Annotated in this window: 19 protein-coding genes and 1 riboswitch; of the genes, 16 read left to right on the top strand and 3 right to left on the bottom strand. The window is 40.8% G+C overall.

The window, feature by feature from the left end; all coding sequences use genetic code 11:
• The first annotated feature begins 72 nt into the window (after positions 1-72).
• Positions 73-155, top strand: a riboswitch (cyclic di-GMP riboswitch).
• A 97-nt stretch (positions 156-252) separates the two neighbouring features.
• From QL989_RS05390 to QL989_RS05340, 11 genes are all read left to right on the top strand, one after another.
• The gene (locus tag QL989_RS05390; RefSeq protein WP_138607588.1) at positions 253-1,125 is read left to right on the top strand and encodes an OmpA family protein; all 873 of its coding nucleotides are present in this window, start codon (positions 253-255) and stop codon (positions 1,123-1,125) included.
• 20 nt (positions 1,126-1,145) lie between these two features.
• On the top strand, positions 1,146-2,459 hold the full coding sequence (locus QL989_RS05385) for a sigma-54 dependent transcriptional regulator (RefSeq protein WP_290168859.1): 1,314 nt from the start codon (positions 1,146-1,148) through the stop codon (positions 2,457-2,459).
• A gap of 17 nt (positions 2,460-2,476) precedes the next feature.
• A complete protein-coding gene (locus QL989_RS05380; RefSeq protein ID WP_010391195.1) occupies positions 2,477-2,800 on the top strand; it encodes a flagellar hook-basal body complex protein FliE in 324 nt (107 codons plus the stop codon).
• A gap of 8 nt (positions 2,801-2,808) precedes the next feature.
• Positions 2,809-4,536, top strand: coding sequence for a flagellar basal-body MS-ring/collar protein FliF (fliF, locus tag QL989_RS05375; RefSeq protein WP_290168855.1), 1,728 nt, complete (start codon positions 2,809-2,811; stop codon positions 4,534-4,536).
• Positions 4,517-5,536: a FliG C-terminal domain-containing protein gene (locus QL989_RS05370; protein ID WP_010391197.1), complete on the top strand. Its 1,020-nt coding sequence runs from the start codon at positions 4,517-4,519 to the stop codon at positions 5,534-5,536. Before fliF ends, QL989_RS05370 begins: the two co-directional genes overlap by 20 nt.
• Before the next feature lie 2 nt (positions 5,537-5,538).
• On the top strand, positions 5,539-6,171 hold the full coding sequence (locus QL989_RS05365) for a FliH/SctL family protein (RefSeq protein WP_290168853.1): 633 nt from the start codon (positions 5,539-5,541) through the stop codon (positions 6,169-6,171).
• A complete protein-coding gene (locus QL989_RS05360; protein WP_178955440.1) occupies positions 6,164-7,513 on the top strand; it encodes a FliI/YscN family ATPase in 1,350 nt (449 codons plus the stop codon). The genes QL989_RS05365 and QL989_RS05360 overlap by 8 nt, the downstream gene beginning before the upstream one ends.
• A complete protein-coding gene (locus QL989_RS05355) occupies positions 7,506-7,922 on the top strand; it encodes a hypothetical protein (RefSeq protein ID WP_290168850.1) in 417 nt (138 codons plus the stop codon). The genes QL989_RS05360 and QL989_RS05355 overlap by 8 nt, the downstream gene beginning before the upstream one ends.
• Before the next feature lie 48 nt (positions 7,923-7,970).
• Positions 7,971-10,397 (top strand): ATP-dependent helicase HrpB, encoded by a 2,427-nt coding sequence (gene hrpB, locus QL989_RS05350; protein ID WP_290168849.1) that lies wholly within the window; start codon positions 7,971-7,973, stop codon positions 10,395-10,397.
• 219 nt (positions 10,398-10,616) lie between these two features.
• On the top strand, positions 10,617-11,168 hold the full coding sequence (locus QL989_RS05345) for a heme NO-binding domain-containing protein (protein ID WP_178955444.1): 552 nt from the start codon (positions 10,617-10,619) through the stop codon (positions 11,166-11,168).
• Positions 11,161-12,111, top strand: coding sequence for an ATP-binding protein (locus QL989_RS05340; protein WP_290168848.1), 951 nt, complete (start codon positions 11,161-11,163; stop codon positions 12,109-12,111). Before QL989_RS05345 ends, QL989_RS05340 begins: the two co-directional genes overlap by 8 nt.
• Positions 12,112-12,187: 76 nt before the next feature.
• On the opposite strand, the gene QL989_RS05335 is transcribed toward QL989_RS05340, so the two are convergent.
• Positions 12,188-12,409, bottom strand: coding sequence for a hypothetical protein (locus QL989_RS05335; protein WP_008108632.1), 222 nt, complete (start codon positions 12,407-12,409; stop codon positions 12,188-12,190).
• 191 nt (positions 12,410-12,600) lie between these two features.
• On the opposite strand from QL989_RS05335, the gene QL989_RS05330 reads away from it, so the two are divergent.
• Positions 12,601-13,314, top strand: a complete 714-nt coding sequence (locus QL989_RS05330; RefSeq protein WP_109875575.1) for a DUF1499 domain-containing protein — start codon at positions 12,601-12,603, stop codon at positions 13,312-13,314.
• A 117-nt stretch (positions 13,315-13,431) separates the two neighbouring features.
• A complete protein-coding gene (locus QL989_RS05325) occupies positions 13,432-14,478 on the top strand; it encodes an NAD(P)-dependent alcohol dehydrogenase (protein ID WP_290168844.1) in 1,047 nt (348 codons plus the stop codon).
• 53 nt (positions 14,479-14,531) lie between these two features.
• Here QL989_RS05325 and QL989_RS05320 read toward each other — a convergent pair whose 3' ends face one another.
• A complete protein-coding gene (locus QL989_RS05320; protein WP_198522288.1) occupies positions 14,532-15,740 on the bottom strand; it encodes an MFS transporter in 1,209 nt (402 codons plus the stop codon).
• Positions 15,741-16,081: 341 nt separating this feature from the next.
• On the opposite strand from QL989_RS05320, the gene QL989_RS05315 reads away from it, so the two are divergent.
• From QL989_RS05315 to QL989_RS05305, 3 genes are all read left to right on the top strand, one after another.
• Positions 16,082-16,504, top strand: coding sequence for a hypothetical protein (locus QL989_RS05315; RefSeq protein ID WP_010391213.1), 423 nt, complete (start codon positions 16,082-16,084; stop codon positions 16,502-16,504).
• A complete protein-coding gene (locus QL989_RS05310; protein ID WP_008108814.1) occupies positions 16,501-16,698 on the top strand; it encodes a helix-turn-helix transcriptional regulator in 198 nt (65 codons plus the stop codon). Before QL989_RS05315 ends, QL989_RS05310 begins: the two co-directional genes overlap by 4 nt.
• 88 nt (positions 16,699-16,786) lie before the next feature.
• Complete coding sequence (locus QL989_RS05305) at positions 16,787-18,913, top strand: TonB-dependent receptor (RefSeq protein ID WP_290168839.1); 2,127 nt, start codon at positions 16,787-16,789, stop codon at positions 18,911-18,913.
• Positions 18,914-19,049: 136 nt separating this feature from the next.
• On the opposite strand, the gene QL989_RS05300 is transcribed toward QL989_RS05305, so the two are convergent.
• Positions 19,050-19,634: a hypothetical protein gene (locus QL989_RS05300; protein WP_290168837.1), complete on the bottom strand. Its 585-nt coding sequence runs from the start codon at positions 19,632-19,634 to the stop codon at positions 19,050-19,052.
• Positions 19,635-19,767 lie beyond the last annotated feature (133 nt).

The raw sequence follows: 19,767 nt of genomic DNA, 5'->3' as shown, positions 1-19,767 counted from the left end.
ATTTAGCTATAGTCTACTGTTTTTATTGTACATAATTACTAGTTTTTATGTTGGTTTAAAATAATGCATAAGTAAATTAAACGGCAAACTATGCGAAAGCATAGGACGCAAAGCTCCCAGTCTAAGGCAATCGCTACGATCGTGGGGTTACATTAACTTAGTGATATTCATTAATACTGTGTTTGTATTTGTTGTATTTCGCTATTGATTTAAAAAACTTAATTGTTCTATTTAACTTTATACGGAATATACATGAATAGATTAACTCAGCTTATTAAATTTGCATTGCCCTGTGCTGTGTTTATGTTGCCGCAGGGGCACGCATCAGAGCAAAATCTGGTGCAAAGCTACGAAAACTCCACCTGGTCAGTCAGTAGCAACCCGTTTGCTTGCTCTCTCAAGCAGCGCTTTGATAATTATGCGCTACTTGAAGTGAAATCAGTACCTGCACAACAGCAACAACTTGTATTTACTTGGCTTTTACAAGATAAACCGATAAAAAGTTTGCATGTTCTCTCTCGTAAAGCCGATTGGCAGCCAGCAAATACAGTTCTCACGCCGTTAAACTTTATGTCTAAAGATATTAAAGACAATGAAATACAATTTTCTGCAGATATGACCCCATTACTTCGCGTCATTAAGCAGGGCGGTTGGTTAGACAGTATTATAAACTTTGGTGATGAACAACTTCGCCTTACCTTTACTAATACCCATAGCGATAAAATAGTTGCAGATTATCAGCAGTGTTTAGCTAGTTTATCTCCGCTTTCTTGGGAGCAAGCACGCGACCATCAATTACAGTTTGCCAGTGGGCAGCGCACAGTAACAACGGCTAAAGATCTTAAATTTTTAAAAGATTTAGTGCGTTACATCTCTTTAGACAGCCGTGTAAGTAAAGTACTGGTTGATGGCCACACGGATAATACGGGCTCGCCGCTATCAAATCGGCTGCTTTCAAAAGAAAGAGCAGATGACGTTGCTGCCAGACTCATTGAATTTGGTTTACCCAAAGACATGTTAGAAGTAAGAGCGCATGGTCAACGTTATCCCATTATAAAAAATTCAGAGCAGGGCGCATCGTCTAATCGCCGTGTTTTAGTTCGTCTTTTCCGACACTCAAGTTAATTGCACCGTAAAGGAATAATATGAGTCAAAGATACCTTTTATGGATCAGTGAACAACAGCCAACGTCTGAAATTCAGCAGGTTGTATTTGCCGAAAACTTTAAGTTTCTGCATACAAACTCCATCAGCGATGCGGTTAGTCACTGCCTTACCAGTAAGCCAGAGCTTGTGTTTGTTGATGCAGATACTCAACAGCTCGAACTGGTTGAATTAGTAAAATTACTGCGTAAGACATGCCCCACTTCGCAAATTGTGACGTTAGTCGATTCTTCACAAAGTGAAATTGCGTCAAAAACAATTAATGCCGGTGGCGCAGTTGATTATTTATTAAAACCTTTCTTTGCAGAACAGCTTAAAAAAACAATCAGAAACACTGATTCAATGAAGCATGGGTTTGAAGATTTAATCGCTGCTTCAACTAAGTCACAGCAAGTACTTCGTTTGGCTAATCGCGCAGCTCAAACCGCCGCAGGGGTGTTGATCACCGGCGAATCGGGAACAGGTAAAGAGAAGTTAGCGCACTTTATTCATAAAGCTTCAGAGCGTAGAGATAAGCCATTTATTGCGGTTAACTGTGCCGCTATTCCTGAAAATATGCTTGAAGCCATGTTATTTGGTTTTAATAAAGGCGCGTTTACCGGCGCGGTGAATGCTCAGCCAGGTAAATTTGAGCTGGCCAATGGCGGCACTATTTTACTTGATGAAATTACTGAGCTGCCATTGGATTTACAAGCTAAATTACTGCGAGTATTACAAGAGCGAGAAGTTGAAAGACTCGGCAGTCATCAAAAAATAAATTTAGACATACGCATTATTGCCGCCTCTAACCGCGTATTGCGTGAACAAGTTGAGCAAGGCACATTTCGTGAAGATTTATTTTATCGACTAGATGTATTACCGCTTAGCTGGCCAGCACTTCGGGATCGTGTTGATGACATCATCCCATTGGCTTATCACTTTATAAAAAAATACGGCAACTCTGAGTTTCATATTAGCAAGCAAGCCGAAGATGTGATGCTTTGTTACAACTGGCCGGGCAATGTACGAGAAATTGAAAACGTAATCCAACGAGCTTTAGTGATGGCCAGAGGCGTTGAAATTCAGGTTGAAGATTTAAATTTACCAGCATGCTCACCAGCGGCAGTCGATTTCTGTGCTTCTCAGTTAAAAGAGAATAAAAAGCAGGCAGAATTTGATTATATATACAGTTTATTGAGTCGATTTAAAGGGCATCGCACCCAAACTGCACAGGCGCTTGGCGTAACTACCCGAGCATTAAGATACAAAATTGCCGCTATGCGTGAATGCGGTATTGATATTGATGCAATTGCATAATTTGAAGGAAAAAAAGAATGTCGCCAATTGAAAGTCAACAAATGATGCTGGGCAAAATGATGGACATGCAAAAAATTGCAGGTCCAGAGAGCATAGAGCCGGCTGCTATCAGTAATCAAAATGTAAATATTAGTGAAGATTTTAAGCATGTTATTCGCTCTATCAACGCCCAACAAAATATCGCCGGTGAAATGGTTAAAGCCGTTGATACTGGTGAAAGTGAAGATGTGGTAGGCGCAATGATCGCTAGTCAAAAAGCGGGGCTTAGTTTTTCTATGCTGATGGAAATGCGCAATAAAGTGCTCAATGGCATTGATGATGTCATGCGCATGTCACTGTAGAGGCTGATATGAAAGGAGAATTAGCAAAAGTACCTGAGCAAAATGAGAGTAACCTAAAAGAAAGAGTGGTTAATCTCTCAAACAAATTAAACTTCGGCAACTCAGGTGACAGAAGTGTTGCAACTATTGCATTGTTAGCCACCTTAGTGGCGGCGACCATAGTCCTTATTTTATGGACCTCGGCTAAAAACTACGTACCGCTTTACGGTAATCAAGAAAGCTATGATAAAGCCAATATTTTAGAAATTTTAGATAAAGAACAAATCACTTTTCGCATTGATACCGACAGCGGTAATATTTTAGTGCCACAAGAAAAACTGGCTGATGCGCGAATTACGCTTGCGGCTAGAGGAATAAAAGCCTCTATGCCTGAGGGTATTGAGAATATTAGCGACAAAGTGTCTATGGGCACCAGTCAATTTATCGAATCTATGCAATACCAGCATGCCTTAGAAGGTGAGTTGGCACGCACCATTATTAACATGCAAGGCATACGTAATGCGCGCGTGCACTTGGCAGTCCCTAAGCGTAGCTTGTTTGTTGGTCGTACTGAGCAAAAAACCGCAGCGTCTGTGATGGTTGATTTAGCGCCAGGGCATGAGCTTAAACCAGAGCAAGTGGAAGCCATTATTGCACTGATTATTGGCAGTGTGCCTGGGCTTGATTCTCGTTCTGTGTCGGTGGTGGATCAGCGTGGTAAATTACTCAGCGGCGACTTATTTGATACCACCCCAGTAGGCAAAGAAACCGATAAAAAGCTCGCCTTTATTGAAAAAGTTGAGCGCAATATAGAGCAACGCGCCTCTATAATGTTGTTGCCAATTTTGGGTGAAGGTAATTTTAGAATTCAGGTTTCCAGTGATGTTGATTTTAGCGTGGTAGAAGAAACACGTGAAATGGTTGATCCACAAAATGTATTAACCCAAGAGTTTATTAAATCAGATAGCACCTTAGACCAACTGGCGGCGGGCATTCCTGGCTCTTTAGCTAATGAGCCACCTGTGCCTAATGAACAAGCTGAAGATAAAAACAACGAGCGTACTTCACAACGAAGTGAGAGTAAGCGACAGTTTGAAAATGGTCGCTCAGTGACTCACACCCAATTTGAAGTAGGCCGTATTAAAAACATGAGCTTATCAGTACTTATTAATGAGCAAGTAGCTGGAACAGCTGATGGCTGGAGCGAAGCAAAGCTGGCTTCATTAGGTGAAATGGTAAAAAAAGCCACGGGGTTTAACGACGCACGCGGCGACCAATTTAACATCACTAGCTTTGCCTTTGTAGAGCAAAAGATTTTAGCACCGGGTGAAGGCCTTGAGTGGTGGCAAATGCCCGAGCTTAAAGAGTATGCTCGTTATATTGTGGGTACTTTAATTAGTTTATTACTGATTTTATTTGGTGTGCGTCCTTTAGTTAATCACTTGATAAAAGGTAAAAGTAGCGAAGCAAACAACGCCATGGCAACCGCTGATAATGAAGTTAAATCAGCCTCTGCAACAGAAAGACAAAGCAGTCCGCTTGATGACGCCATTAATGCTAAATCGCAAATAGAAAACTTAACCGCCAAAGAAGGCGAAAGCGAACATCAAAATATGTCGTTACCGCAAATAGGCAATGACTTTGAAGAACAAATAGCGCACATGCAGTTACTTGCTAATAAAGAAACCGAGCGTGTCACGTCGGTAATAAAATATTGGGTAGAACAAGGAGTTGAAATTGAATCAAGAAAAGCTTGATAAAGGCTCACAATTACCGGCGTTAGATCGCGCCGCTATTTTATTGCTAAGCATGGGCGAAGAAAATGCCGCCAGTGTTATTCGTAAATTAGGCCGCCGTGAAGTACAGGCTATTTCTGAGCGCATGGCTAAAATTTCAAATGTTACTCAACAGGATGTTGCAGGCACCTTGAGTGAATTTTTTGATTGTTACCGCAATGAAAGTGGTGTCAATGGCGCGTCGCGTGTGTATTTAGAGCGAGCACTTGATAAAGCCGTCGGCCGTAAGCTTGCCAAAACTATGCTTGATGATATTTATGGTGGTGCAATGAATGACGATTTACGTCGTTTAGAGTGGATCCCGCCAGAGCTTATAGTACGCTTTTTAGATCAGGAACATGTGCAAATGCAGGCGCTGTTTTTGGCCTTTTTACCCCCAGAGCAAGCCTCAGCCATTATTGTACTGTTTCCAGAATCGAAGCATGATGATTTACTGTATCGTATTGCCAGCCTTCGTGAAGTGAGCGAACACGTTATTGATGATGTGCGTTTAACGCTTGAGTCGTGTATTGAGTTTGTTGGCCGCCAAGTAGGTGCACAAGTGAATGGTGTCGATAAAGCGGTAGAAATTATGAATCGTTACAACGGTAATAAGAGCCAAATTATCGAACTAATGAAAAAACATAACACTAACGTAGCTGATGAAATACAAGAGAAAATGTACGACTTTGATGGCTTAATTAAGCAAACAGACGAGACATTAACCTTGTTGCTTAATGACATTCCAGATGAGTTATGGACGATGTCGTTAAAGGGTGTAAACAGTGAGTTTTTAGCGCGTGTTTTAGGTGCATTACCTAAACGTTTAGCGCAGGTGTACCAACAACAAATTGATGGTTTAAGCGCGCAACCACTGAGCAAAGTGATTGCCGCCAGAAAAGAAATTATGTCGATAGTAAGAGACATGAGCAAACAAGGTGATATTGAATATCGCTTATTTGAAGAAGAGACCGCAGGCTAACTATGAGTCAAGCATTTAGGTTTCCCACTTTAAATAAAAATGAGCAACATCAAACGCTGCAAGAGCGTTTAGATGCTGCTCAGCGTGTTGGTTTACAGCAGGGCTTTGAAAAAGGTCTTGCGCAGGGGGCAGCCGATAAGCAAAGTGAGTTAGAGCAGCAAATGGAGCAACAAATAGAGCTACGGGTTGCTGAACGTCTTGAAGCGCAAAAAACACAGCTTATTGAACGTTTTAACACTTTATTTGATAAAGCTAATAATGAGCTACTTAACTTTAATGGTGAGTTTAAACAAGACCTTGCCTTAATGATAAGTACTTTGGCTGAGCACGTTATTGACTGCGAGCTAAAAGTACGCCCCGAAATACGTACTCAGTTGATTGAAAAAGCTATTTCCTTACTTAGCAATCGCGATGTAGTAACAAAAATTATGTTCTCAGGGGCTGATCGCCACTGCTTTAGTGATGCACGTTTAGCTGAGTTTTCAGTGCCGACTTATTTTGATGAGGCTCTGATCAGTGGAGACGTTGAACTGGTGGCAGAGCAACAAACACATCGATTTTCTTTTTCAGAGCGATTACAAAGCCTTTTGGATGAAGTGATACCTGAAATTTTAAAAGCGCAACCGCATGACTAACCCACTTCATACTTGCTTAAAGTCTGCGCTGAAAGCGCTAACCCCGCCTGAATTAGTTAAAAGTTATGGCCGCTTAACGCGAGTAAATGGTTTAACGCTTACCGCTACCGGTGGGCAATTTGCAATGGGTGAAAAATACCAAGTAGAAAGTGTTGATGGTCACTGGTATGACGCTGAAGTAGTGGGCTTTAATCAAGATGAAGCCTATTTAATGCCCCTGAAAAAAATACAAAATTTATATTCAGGTGGACGCGTTAGGCCAGTTATAAAAAACACTCATGTGGCTATTTCTGAAAAGTTATTAGGGCGTGTGCTCGATGCGCAAATGCAGCCGATTGATAACTTAGGCCCACTTGAACAAGACAGCACAAAAAACGCCAGTAAATTGGGTAACGATTATTCTTTAACGCCGCTGGAGCGCAAAGGCGTTATCGAGCCGTTAGATGTGGGTATTCGCGCCATTAATAGCTTATTTAGTGTGGGAAAAGGCCAGCGTTTAGGGCTATTTGCAGGTTCGGGTGTAGGTAAAAGTAAGTTGCTTGGCATGATGACCCGCTTTACCTCTGCCGATGTGGTTATTGTAAGCCTTGTCGGTGAGCGTGGTTGGGAGGTAAAAGATTTTATTGAGCAAAGCCTTGGTAAAGAAGGCTTAAAAAAAGCCATTGTAATAGCATCGCCAGCAGACGATTCTCCCTTATTGCGTATTAAAGCGGCCGAGCTTAGCCATAAATTGGCGGCCTATTTTAGAGATAAAAATTCAAATGTATTGCTGTTGATGGACTCATTAACCCGTTATGCGCAAGCACAGCGAGAAATTGGTTTATCGGTAGGTGAGCTGCCTGCATCCAAAGGATACCCGCCATCGGTATTTAGTAAATTGACTCAACTGGTCGAGAGTTCGGGTAATAGTGAAAAAAGCAAAGGCAGCATGACCGCCATTTATACAGTATTAGCTGAAGGCGATGATCAACAAGATCCAATAGCCGATAACGCCCGAGCAATTCTTGATGGCCATATAGTATTGGATCGCACCTTAGCAGAAAAGGGCCACTATCCGGCCATTAATATTGGTTCATCGATTAGCCGAGTAATGCCAAATATAGTAAGTGATGAGCAGCTAAGTTTTTGTTATAAATTGAAAAAGCTTTATAGCCGCTATATGCAAGTGCATGAGCTTATTCCTTTAGGGGCGTATCAAGCAGGTAAAGATCCGGAACTCGATAGTGCGGTAAATTTGTACCCACAAATCGAATCATTTCTATGCCAAGGGTTGAACGAACAAGTGGATTTTTCACAGTCAATAACTCAATTAAATGCAGTGATGGGTAAACTGAATGCTTAATAAATTTTTAGGATTACAACAACAAAAATTAGATAAAATGCTGGCCGAGCAAACTCAGTTGCAACAAAGAAGTAACCTAGAGCAGCAACGCTTATCGCAGCTTCAGCAGCACATAAACAGTATGGATAAAAACCAGCAAATGAGCTCGGCGCTGAGCTTACAAAATTTATCAGGGATGAAGCGTATTTTGTCTGGCTTATCGACGCAGCAACAAGCGCGTATTAACGACTCACAGCAAGATGAATTACGTCAGCAGCAAGCTTGTTTTAAGCAAATGAGCTTTACCAAAGGCATAGAAGGGATAGTGAGTAATAGGCATCGTGCTGATCAAAATAAAGCGCAGCAGCAAGAGGCTAAAACGTTAGACGAAATGATCAGCCAAGCACATAGTCGTACTCTGCATAAATAACTGCTAATTTTTGCTACAATGGCGGCAAAGTAATTTAGGGTAAATAGCGTGCTGCCGGTTCAAGAAATATATACTTCACTCATTGATGCTTTAAAAGCCAACCCAATCACCTTACTGCAAGCGCCGCCTGGTGCTGGTAAATCAACATGGTTGCCATTACAGCTTATGCGCGATGGGCATTATAAGCACATCGTCATGTTAGAGCCGCGGCGCTTGGCTGCAAGAAATATTGCTAACTATTTAGCGCACTGCCAAAATGAAACGCTAGGGCAAAGTGTCGGTTTACGGGTGCGAGGTGAAAGTAAAGTCAGCACACAAACTCGCCTTGAAATAGTTACCGAAGGCATGCTTACGCGCATGTTACAAAATGATCCTGAGCTTAGTGATGTTGATTTACTTATTTTTGATGAGTTTCATGAGCGTTCCATCGCAGCAGATACCGCGCTGGCTTTTGCTTTAGAATCGCAAGCGGCGCTACGTGAAGATTTAACCATTATGCTGATGTCGGCCACCCTCGATAGCGATCGTTATACCGCATTTTTTAATTGCCCAGTTATTCAGTCAAGCGGGCGAAGTTACCCGATTGACGAAATATATTGCCCAATAAAAGATGAAAGCCGCTGGCTTGATGCTATCCCGTCAATAATAAAACAAGCACTCAATGAGCAAACCGGCAGTGCGCTGGTATTTTTACCCGGCCAACGAGAAATACTGCGCGTGCAACAAGCATTGGGCGACTTACCTAGCAACTTCCTAGTTGCCACATTATTTGGTGAGCAAGATAAAGCCAATCAACAAGCTGCAATAGCACCTGCGCCTCAAGGGATGCGAAAAGTAGTACTGACCACCAATGTTGCCGAAACCAGCTTAACCATTGAAGGCATTCGAATTGTGATTGATAGCGGCAAGCGCCGTGCAGCCAGCTTTAATTTAAAAACCGGTGTAACTGAGCTTACTACGCAAAGTATATCTCGTTCATCGGCAGTACAACGCGCAGGGCGTGCAGGACGAATAGAACCAGGGGTTGTGTATCGTTTAGGTTCAAAACAAACTTTTGAGCGACGAAACAGCCACGATAACCCTGATATTCTTACCTCAGATATTAGCCAACTGATGCTTGAGGCGAAGCAGTGGGGCGCAAGCATTAGTGAACTCACCTTACTTGACCCGCCGAGTGAGCAACAATGCAACCAAGCTACCAATTTATTATCTATGCTTGAAGCGATAGATAGCCACGGTAAGCTCACCGCACTGGGGAGTAAAATGTTGGGCTTTGGTGCCGATATTCGCCTAGCGCACATGTTATTAAAAGCGCAAATGCTAGAACCACAGTTAAGTGGGATTTATCGCTTAGCTATTTATTTAGTCGCCTTACTAGAAAGCCGAGTTAGTACTGCCAATGAGCTCAACCTAGCACTGCATAGTCAACAGCAGCGTCCGCATCCTGTGTTTAAGCAACAATTAAATTATTGGTTAAAACGCTTAAAATTTACCGACAGCAAAACAGACTTAAACACCGATCATTTAAGCTTATTAGTGTCGCTTGGCTATCCAGATCGGATTGCTAAAAAACGCGGTAATGGCTACTTACTTGCTAATGGCGCAGGGGCCGAGCTAAACCCTGATTATTGGCATAATGACGAATATATAGCTATTGCCAGCATGGGCGGACACAAAGGCGGGCGAGTTTTTGCGGCCACGGCGCTAAATCCAGTAGCGCTTAAAGAGTATTTACCGCATTTATTCACTGAGTTGACCCGCTGCGAGTTTGATGAAAAAGCTGCTAGGTTTATTCATCAAGATGAAGTAAAACTTGGAGAAATTACCCTTAGCAGCCAACCAAGTAAACATAAGCTTGATAAAACAGAGCGTGCCAAGGCATGGCTTAGTGTGTTTGCCAAGCAGGGCTTTTCACTGTTTTACGAGCAAAAAGAAAGTGAGCAGTTACTTATTAGAATGTGCCTAGCCAGCAAATTGATCCCAGAACAGTTTCCTGTTATTAATCAGCAGCAGCTCATTGAAACAGCAGGTGATTGGTTAGGGGTATACCTTGAAGATATTAAAACCCTTGAGCAACTTAAAAAGTTTAATTATTTTGAGGCACTACAAAACAGTTTTAATTGGCAACAGCAAAGCGAGCTAAAATCTTTACTCCCACTGCGACTAACAGTACCAAGTGGCTCTAACATAAAAATTGCATACCAACTTGATGGCCCCGCCAAGCTCAGTGTGCGCATGCAAGAAGTATATGGTTTAACCAGTACACCTATGTTAGCTAACGGTAAATTAGCATTGCTAATGGAGTTGTTGTCTCCAGGCAAGCGTTCACTACAGTTAACCCAAGACTTAGCACATTTTTGGGATAGTAGTTACCGCGAGGTACAAAAAGAGATGAAAGGGCGCTACCCCAAGCACTTTTGGCCAGACGACCCTGCCAATAGCGTTGCCACCAATAGAGTAAAAAGCAGAATGTGATCACGCTTCCTTAATGTCGCTTAATGTTAAACGTTGACCATACAAATAACGAACATTTTTGGGCGTTTTACAAGCACTAAACTATTATTACTTTAATGCTGATATTTTACTGGGTAAGACTTATTACCCTAGTGTACATATGAGCAGTAAGGTAGCGAGCGTTTGTAACTAATTGAAGATGCAGCTAACAATCTAAAAGTGATAATAGAGGGAACATGCATGAAAGGCGTTATCTTTAGAGGGCTTGAGGCACTGGTTATTGAAAAATGTGGCATGGCAGCATGGGACGACTTACTTGAAAAAAATGCACCGGAGGGTCGTGTTTATATTTCTGCAGAAAGTTATCCAGATGAAGAAATAGTTGGTTTAGCACAAGATGTAGCAACTGCACTTTCTATGTCTATGCCAGAGGTATTAAAGGCCTTTGGAGAGTATTTATTTTCTCACTTAAAGGCACGTCATCCAAGCATTGTTGCTAACTTTAATTGCTTTGCTGATCTCATTATCGGTATTGATAAAGTAATTCATGTTGAAGTCGCTAAGCTTTATCATGAGCCTAATTTACCTGAAATTGACGCCCAAATTATTGAAGACGGGCTTATTTTAATGCGTTACAACTCTAAGCGGCAGCTTTGTATGTGCGCCGAAGGGCTTATTTTTGGTGCTGCGTCTCATTATGGAGTTGATGTTAAACTTAACCATGCTCAGTGTATGCATGATGGGTTTGATTCGTGTTTAATTGAAATAAAATATGAGACTCCCCATGGCTGAAGACGACTACAATTATAAAAAAGCATATTTGCGCGAAAAATCAGCTAGAGATCAATTAGAAACCCTACTAGAAGACAAAACACGGGCATTGTTTATTGTTAATCAAGAGCTGGAAGAAAAGCTCGAAACGGTCAAAAACCAACAAATAACCTTAATGCAAAGTGAAAAAATGGCTACGCTAGGGACACTCTCTGCTGGCATGGCCCACGAAATAAATAACCCGCTTGCTTACATAACCAGTAATGTAGAAAGTATAAAATTTATAAAGCCCGTGTTGGTTTCGCTAATGACGGCGGCTCAACAATTTGTAAATAAATCGATTTCAGTATCGCAGTTAGAGTCTATTTTAGTTCAGCTCAATCAAGAGAACGATTTAAGCTTTATTATGGACGATATTGATGACTTAGTTGATGATACCCAAGAGGGTTTAGAGCGCATCGCTCATATTGTTAGTAACCTTGTCGACTTTGCAAGCCTAAAAGACAACGTAACTGCAATGGCAGATATTACAGAATCATTAAATGGCACGCTAAAGCTACTCGACAACCAGCTGGGAACGTGTGCTATAGAGTTACACATTGAAAAGTTACCTCTAACACAGTGTAATATATCATCTATGAAACAAGTTTTTGTAAACTTATTAATTAATGCCAAACACGCCTGCGACGACTTGCGCGATCAGCAAGGGAAAATAATAGTTAAGCTGTTTGCCGATAAAAACAATATTTACATTGAGGTGGCAGATAACGGCTGTGGAATGGACGCTGATACACTTAAGCAAATGTTCGATCCTTTCTTTACCACTAAACCCGTAGGCCAAGGCACAGGTATGGGAATGGCTATAGTTTACAATGTACTTAAAGAGCACGATGGCACTATAGAGGTTGAAAGTGAAGTGGGTAAGGGGTCTTTAATACGTTGTGTAATACCTATTACTACATAACTTTGTAAGCTTGAAGTTTACAATATAGGCATGGCTACAAAGTGTGTTGTGGCTATTGAGCTTAGGTATTAGGATCTTAACTCGACACTTCTTGTCCGCCGTGTTGCTCGGCTAAATCATCAAGTTCGGCAACGGTATAATCAAATCCGCTTTCATCATATTCGTAGCTTACTTTAACGCTGTCGCCGCCATTAAAAAGACGTGTTTTTACGTCATTGACTGGCCAATCTTTTAATTCGTGTAAAAAGCGGTTAGCCACTTGTGATGACTCAAATCGGTAACTAATCTCTGTTTTCATAAATAATAATACCCTGATAATTTTACCCCCGTAGTTTGTTGATTTTTACCAAGGAGTCAAGTTATCTATTTTAAAAGGGTAATAAATTATGACTTTATAGATACTTATCAGTCATAGTAATCTAAATTGGAGTGTTAACAGTATAAAGCTGTTTAAAAAACAATAACCATATAACAATAACGGAGTAGGCAATGAAATATTTAGTGAGCTTAGTTGGGCTTATCGCTTTTTTAATGGTGGTACTACCGGGACCCCTTTATAAATTTAATATCGTTGAACTAGGCACTGCTTTTGCCGGTTTTAGATTAGGTGTGTATGTCGGTGGAGCAGCATTAGCCTTATTATTAGTTCAAGTGCTATTTATGCGTAAAACAGTGAGCTTAGCCAGTGCACTGATCACTGTTATTTTTGCAGCAGTTGCTATTGCAATGCCGCTTAACATGATGAATACAGCAAAAAGTGTTCCGCCAATTCATGATATTTCTACCGATTTAATTAACCCTCCTGAGTTTGTTGCGGTTGTGCCTTTGCGTGCTGATGCACCTAATCCTGTTGCATACGCGGGAGAAGAAACGGCAGCGCAACAACGAAAAGCATACCCAGAACTAAAATCGCTCGAGTACAACCAAACGCAACTAGAATTAGTGGCAGCTACAACAAAAGCCATGGAAAACCTTGGTTGGGAACTGGTTAATAGCGATGTTAATAATGGCATTGTTGAAGCCACAGACACCACAACTTGGTTTGGCTTTAAAGATGATGTTGTGGTGCGTATTAACGACAAAGGCAGTAAGCGTGTGGTAGACATACGCAGTAAATCTCGCATTGGTAAAAGCGATTTAGGCAAAAATGCCCAGCGTATTAAAACGTTGATTGACGAGTTAAACGCCGTTGTGGTGCAGTAATTGATAAAAATAGCCCAGCATTATGCTGGGTTTTTTGCAGTTGCTACGTCAGTTCATGTTCAGAGCTGATAATGCATACTGTGTGAGTTATAAATTTTAATAAACTATGGAGTTATTATGAAAACAGTCGGATATGCAGCAAAAAGCCAAGGTTCTGAACTTACAGAGTTTTCTTTTGAGCGCCGCGATTTACGAAATAACGATGTAGCAATAGAGATTTTATATTGTGGTGTCTGTCATTCAGACTTACACGCAGTGCGAAACGATTGGGGTGGCAGTAACTACCCATTAGTACCAGGGCACGAAATTGTTGGTAAAGTAATTTCGGTTGGTAGCGATGTTACTAAATATCAGCAAGGCGATACCGTTGCTGTAGGCTGTATGGTTGACTCATGTCAAAGCTGCGACCAATGTCATAATCACGAAGAGCAATTTTGTCGTGAAGGCATGGTTGGCACTTACAGTGGCAAAGACAGAATAAATGGTGAAATGACTCAAGGTGGCTATTCTAAGCATGTAGTGGTGCGTGAAGAATTTGTGCTTTCAGTACCTAAAAATTTAGAGCTATCTCGCGTTGCGCCTTTATTGTGTGCTGGCATTACTACTTACTCACCGCTGCATAAATGGGGTGTTAAAAAAGGCAGCCGTGTTGCAGTTGTCGGCCTTGGTGGGCTTGGCCATATGGCGGTTAAAAATGCTGTGGCAATGGGGGCAACGGTTACGGTTATTGGCCGCACTGAATCTAAAAAAGAAAATGCTATTGAGCTAGGTGCACAGCACTATTTAGTATCGAACAACGATGATGAAATGAAAAATGCACAATCAGCGTTTGATGTGATCATTGATACTATACCGGTAAAGCACGACCTATCACTGTATACACCGCTACTTGATATTGATGGCACGTTAGTGATTGTTGGCCAAGTAGGCCCTGTTGATGAGCTAAACACAGTGCCATTGTTAATGGGTCGTCGTCGAGTGGCAGGATCCTTAATTGGTGGCATTGCAGAAACACAGCAAATGCTCGATTTTTGTGGTGAGCACAATGTATTACCTGAGTGTGAAATGATCAATATAGATGAAATTAACACCGCTTATGAGCGCATGGAACGCTCAGATGTGCGCTACCGTTTTGTTATTGATATGGCGTCGATTGACGTATAATTAATTAAAATAATGAATATAACAAGAGCCGCTATACGCGGCTCTTTTTATACTTAATACGCTGCAGCCGTTTGTTTTGCGCTTTTATTGTTTATTTGTATAAAGCTAAGCCACCACATAAATAACCCGCCCAAAAATAATACTCCTGCAACATACCCGGTTTGATTTGGTTGTGCCCCTTGTGCAATAGCAATGCCGCCTACCCATGGGCCAATTGCATTAGCAATATTAAAAGCACATTGTACGAGAGCACCAATCATGGCATGGCCATTGGGCGATACATCCATTAACAGTGTTTGCACTAAAGTAGAAAGCCCTAAGCTACAGCCAATAAAAAAGATCACCAGATAAAGTAAGTAAATATTATAGCTGGCACTTACATACGCAAATGCAAAAATAATAGTTGAGGCAAGGGTTAGTCCCGTGGTTTTAATTGCCGATTTATCGGCTGCTTTTCCTAGTATGTAATTACCGAGTGTGGAGCCAATACCAAACATCACCATCGCAATTGAAATAGTATAGGCGGGTGATTGGGTTACATCTAAAATAGTGTCGGCCACGTAGGTATAAATACAAAATACGCCACCAAAACCAATAATAACAATACCCAAAATAGACCAAACCAGTTTATTTTTTAATACCCCTAACTCGTTTAGTAAATTAGATTTTTGAGTATTTTTAACATTGGGTACCACGTAATAAACAAAAATAAAGGCAATAAACGCCAGTACACCTGCCCCGGCTAAACAATAACGCCAACTCAAATTTTGCCCAACGAGCGTTACTACGGGTACGCCTACAATGGTTGCGACTGTCAGCCCCATAAATACTTTTGACATAAAGCTAGCACGCTTTCCAGTAGGCGCTATATCTGAGGCCAATAACAAGGCTGCGCCAAAATATGCGCCATGGGGTAAACCACTTAAAAACCGAAACAGTACAAGTTGCTCTAATGAGCTAGCTAAGGCGCTTAAGCTATTAGCAATACACATTAAACTTAAAAATAGTAACAGCGCTTTTTGTTTACGCATGTTTGCTGTTGCCAACATTAAAATAGGCGCGCCAACAACCACTCCAAGAGCATAAGCACTAATGGCATAACCACTTTGTGATGGGGTACTACCAAATGCTTCACTAATTAATGGCAACATAGGCATCATAGAAAATTCAGATAAACCCAAAATAAAGGTGCCTAGCGCAAGTACAACTAAAATAGCGGCTCTATTGGGCTGACTCGACGGCGATGTAGTATCAACGGCCATGTAAAATCCTTGAAGGTATTGAATAAAATTTAATAGCAAACAAAACGCCTGTACGTTTAAAAAATACAACACACACGTTTATTTAAAATTGAATATGGGAATGAGGAATAAAGAGGCTGGCATTTTAAATTAAAAGCCTCCTCCCGTCATGGTCTAAACCATAGTTTAAGATGAATAAAATTTAACTTAAGCAAACGAAAGGCTGGTTTATATGGGCTTGCAAGCCACTCGCTCATTAAAAACAAGATATATTAGATTTAAATGTAATGCTAACTTGACTTTTTGTATGGTATGAATGATATTTGTAAAGTAAGCATTACTTTTCAAATAGGATTAAAGCAATGAAAACAGAATTAAATTTAAAACAACGCCAAATTAAAAATACTAGCTACTTGGTTAAATGTACCTTGATTTGGTTACTTACCTTAGCGTTATGTAGCTTTGGCCCGACATTAATTTGGGATCGCGCCGAGATAATTAGCGGCTTTTTTATAGTTGTAAATGTAATAGCCGGCATTGTAATGATTTTGGCTAACAAGCGTTACTTACAGGGGATGGATGAGCTGATGCAAAAAATACATCTCAGTGCCATGGGGTTTACCCTAGGTGCAATATTGGTAGGTGGGCTTGCGTACACTAATTTGCAATTGAGTGGCTTAATTGATTTTAAAGCACAGATACCCGATTTAATGTTTTTAATGGGGGCAGTGTATTTAATTAGCGTGTATGTACTTAACAAACACTATTGTGCAGGTGATGAATGAAAAACCGATTAAAAGTATTAAGAGCCGAGCATAACTATACCCAAGCAAGGTTGGCCGAACTGCTTGATGTTTCTCGCCAAACCATTAATGCGATTGAAAAAGGTAAGTTTGATCCCAGCTTGCCACTGGCCTTTAAAGCAGCAAGGTTGTTTGAGTTAAAAATAGAAGATATTTTTGACGACGAACAGGGTTAAAAATTAACAAAGTGCGACAATATGTCGCGCTTTTTAGATTGCTACAGCACGTATAATTTACCCACAAAAATTTTGTGGTAAATCAATAATGACTGATAAAAAAAATTCTTTAACCTCTTATTTATTATCCCCTTTAGCGCTTGTTATAAGTAGCGTATTATCGCCAGTTGCTTTTGCAGATGACACCTCAATTGAAGTGATTGAAGTGCACGGCCAAGCACAAAATAAACACCTATCATTAGGCTCATCTGAATCGCTATTAACCGATTTAGGAGTGGACTTTTCTGCTGCTGGTGGCATGGCCAATTTACCTGTTTTAAATGGTTTAATGGGCGATAGAGTGGCGGTACTGGTTGATGGGGCGCAAATCACCGCCGCCTGTGCTAACCAAATGAACCCGCCACTGTCTTATATTTCAGCTAATCAAATTAGTAGCTACAAAGTGGTTGCAGGTGTTTCTCCAGTAAGCGCGGGAGGCGATAATATTGCAGGTGTGATTGCTGTTAATTCTGTTTCACCTCAGTACAGTGAAAACAGCGAACTTGCATGGCATTCAGGTTATGTGTCAGCCCAGTACAACACCCTTGATAACGCCAAAAAGGTCGGCGCAGGTATGCGCATTGCCAGCGATGTACTCAGTTTTAATTATCAAGGTGCGTTTAGCGATGCTAACAGCTATGAAGATGGTAACGGCGATTTAGTGCTCGATACCCTATACCGCGCGCAAAACCATAGTTTAAGTGCTGCCATGCGCGATGATAAGCAACAATTAGTGGTTAAGCTAAGCCATCAAAAAATACCCTATCAAGGCTTTGCTAATCAATATATGGATATGACAGATAACACCAGCTATGGCGCTGTTGCTCAGTATCAACGTGCTTTTACAAACAGTGAGCTTGAAGCGCAGTTAAATTGGCATAACGTAAAGCATGAAATGGGATTTTTTAGCGCAGAAAAAACCGGAAAAATGCCCATGAAAACTGATGCTGAGGATATAAGCACCCAGTTAAAATGGCGACTAGCGCTTGATAACAACAGCCAGTTACTACTCGCGCAAGAGTATCACCACATGAAATTAGATGACTGGTGGCCTGCAGTTGAGGGCTCAATGATGATGGGACCAAATGACTATAAAAATATTAATAATGGCCGACGTCAGCGTATTGCAGTGCTTGGAGAATATGAAAGCCAACTAAGTACTCGCTGGTGGTTAAATGCAGGCATTCGATTTGAAAATGTAATGACCAACACTGATGATGTACAAGCATATAATGCAGGCATGGCTGCAATGAATGCAATGGCTATGGCGATGCCAAGCGATGCAATGGCGGCTAAAAAGTTTAATAACCAAAGCAAAAAACAAACAGATAATTTAGTTGATGCAAACGTGCTGATTAATTATCAACTAAGCAATAACGACGAACTACAAATTGGCTTAGCCCGTAAAAATCGTGCGCCTAATTTATACGAACGCTACAGCTGGGGCGTAGGTAATATGGCCACCACCATGATTGGATGGTATGGCGATGGCAATGGCTATATTGGTAATATAAGCCTTAAACCAGAAACCGCGCACACGCTCAGTAGCACGTACACCCGCATGGCAAAAGACGACAGCTGGCGTATAAGTGCTAATGCGTGGGTGAGCGACGTGAATGACTATATTGATGCCAACATAGTAAGAAGCTTTAACCGCACAGCGCTTGCTGCCAATACCCGTAATGTACTTATGTTTAATAACGTAGATGCTACGCTTTATGGTGTAAAGCTAGATGCGGTTTTAGCACTGCACGAGTCTAAGCAGTATGGTAGCTGGTCGTTAAAAGCTAATATTACCAACACCCGTGGTAAGCGCGATGATACCAATCAGCCGCTTTATCAAATCAAGCCGCTGCAAACCCAATTTGCCATTAACCAGCAAGTTGGCCGCTTTGAAAACGCACTCACGTGGCAGTGGGTCGATAGTAAAACTCGCGTAGATAGCAACCGCCTAGAAAACCAAACTGAGCAGTACCATTTACTTAATTTAAGCTCAAAAGCCAGTTGGGATGCACTTACCGTGAGTGTTGATATTACCAATCTGCTTGATGAGTATTATCAATTACCACTTGGTGGCGTAAGTATTGCTGAGTTTAAACAAGACATGTCGCAGGGCTTTAATCAATTAGCAGGGCAGGGGCGCTCTATAAATTTAGCCATGAGTTACGCGTTTTAAGATGATAGAGTAAGTTAGTATAAGCCGTCAGATTCGATTTTAGGTTAATCGAGTCTGACGATTTATTGCCATTTTTCTAAGAGCGTATATTGAATAATCAAGCTGTTTGAAGCTGGTTTGTATGATATTTAAACTATTATTCACATTGCCAATTATTTAAATGCTCAATAATAAAGTCATCAATCTTTTTATGGATTGAAATATTATCTTGATTAACTAAATAGCTAATGTTGATATTTTCGAACTCTATATCTCTAAAGCAGCTATAATTATCTACCGCGCTATATTCGCAGCTACCCCAATACAAAAAAGTATTTTCCGATTTAGTATATAAAGTGAAACTATATTTTTCATGTTCAACAGGAATATACAGATCTTTAGCATCAGAGAATGTATTAAAAAAACTAGCATTAACATTACGCTCAAGCTTTCGATGAGGCAGCAGGTTAACCGATATAAAGTTATTCAATGGGCTTTCATCATTTTGATAGTCAACGGGCTGAAACTTCTTTATATGTTGAACAACATAATTAGCTGGAAAGAACAAAATAGGAGCCTTTGATAATTCCTTATCAAGTGCGTTGTCACCCTTATTTGAGTTAATAAAACTTGCTTCTGAAAGGTACTTATTAGGAAAACATCTACCTTGCCATTTTGTTTCAGAATTATTCTCATTACAGCCTGTCATGAGTAAAGTTAGGACTAAAACCATTTTTTTCATCGTCTTGATAACCTATGTTTGCATTACAATCATTGTAATGTGATTTTGGCTGTAATTTTTACGTACCAGTAGCATTTCAGTTAACTACCTTGCTGACGTAAATTAGTACTTGTTTGTAGCTTTAAGCTGTCCT

The sequence above is a fragment of the Pseudoalteromonas sp. APC 3224 genome, from assembly GCF_030407535.1.
Taxonomy (GTDB): Bacteria; Pseudomonadota; Gammaproteobacteria; order Enterobacterales; family Alteromonadaceae; genus Pseudoalteromonas.
Note: the sequence above shows the minus strand (reverse complement) of the source record. Positions and strands in the feature narration are given on the sequence as shown.

Excerpts from the sequence above, each read along its gene's own strand:
- QL989_RS05390 (WP_138607588.1), top strand. The coding sequence starts at position 253 with ATGAATAGATTAACTCAGCTTATTAAATTTGCATTGCCCTGTGCTGTG.
- QL989_RS05385 (WP_290168859.1), top strand. The coding sequence starts at position 1,146 with ATGAGTCAAAGATACCTTTTATGGATCAGTGAACAACAGCCAACGTCT.
- QL989_RS05380 (WP_010391195.1), top strand. The coding sequence starts at position 2,477 with ATGTCGCCAATTGAAAGTCAACAAATGATGCTGGGCAAAATGATGGAC.
- fliF (WP_290168855.1), top strand. The coding sequence starts at position 2,809 with ATGAAAGGAGAATTAGCAAAAGTACCTGAGCAAAATGAGAGTAACCTA.
- QL989_RS05365 (WP_290168853.1), top strand. The coding sequence starts at position 5,539 with ATGAGTCAAGCATTTAGGTTTCCCACTTTAAATAAAAATGAGCAACAT.
- QL989_RS05360 (WP_178955440.1), top strand. The coding sequence starts at position 6,164 with ATGACTAACCCACTTCATACTTGCTTAAAGTCTGCGCTGAAAGCGCTA.
- QL989_RS05355 (WP_290168850.1), top strand. The coding sequence starts at position 7,506 with ATGCTTAATAAATTTTTAGGATTACAACAACAAAAATTAGATAAAATG.
- QL989_RS05345 (WP_178955444.1), top strand. The coding sequence starts at position 10,617 with ATGAAAGGCGTTATCTTTAGAGGGCTTGAGGCACTGGTTATTGAAAAA.
- QL989_RS05340 (WP_290168848.1), top strand. The coding sequence starts at position 11,161 with ATGGCTGAAGACGACTACAATTATAAAAAAGCATATTTGCGCGAAAAA.
- QL989_RS05335 (WP_008108632.1), bottom strand. The coding sequence starts at position 12,409 with ATGAAAACAGAGATTAGTTACCGATTTGAGTCATCACAAGTGGCTAAC.
- QL989_RS05330 (WP_109875575.1), top strand. The coding sequence starts at position 12,601 with ATGAAATATTTAGTGAGCTTAGTTGGGCTTATCGCTTTTTTAATGGTG.
- QL989_RS05325 (WP_290168844.1), top strand. The coding sequence starts at position 13,432 with ATGAAAACAGTCGGATATGCAGCAAAAAGCCAAGGTTCTGAACTTACA.
- QL989_RS05320 (WP_198522288.1), bottom strand. The coding sequence starts at position 15,740 with ATGGCCGTTGATACTACATCGCCGTCGAGTCAGCCCAATAGAGCCGCT.
- QL989_RS05315 (WP_010391213.1), top strand. The coding sequence starts at position 16,082 with ATGAAAACAGAATTAAATTTAAAACAACGCCAAATTAAAAATACTAGC.
- QL989_RS05310 (WP_008108814.1), top strand. The coding sequence starts at position 16,501 with ATGAAAAACCGATTAAAAGTATTAAGAGCCGAGCATAACTATACCCAA.
- QL989_RS05305 (WP_290168839.1), top strand. The coding sequence starts at position 16,787 with ATGACTGATAAAAAAAATTCTTTAACCTCTTATTTATTATCCCCTTTA.
- QL989_RS05300 (WP_290168837.1), bottom strand. The coding sequence starts at position 19,634 with ATGAAAAAAATGGTTTTAGTCCTAACTTTACTCATGACAGGCTGTAAT.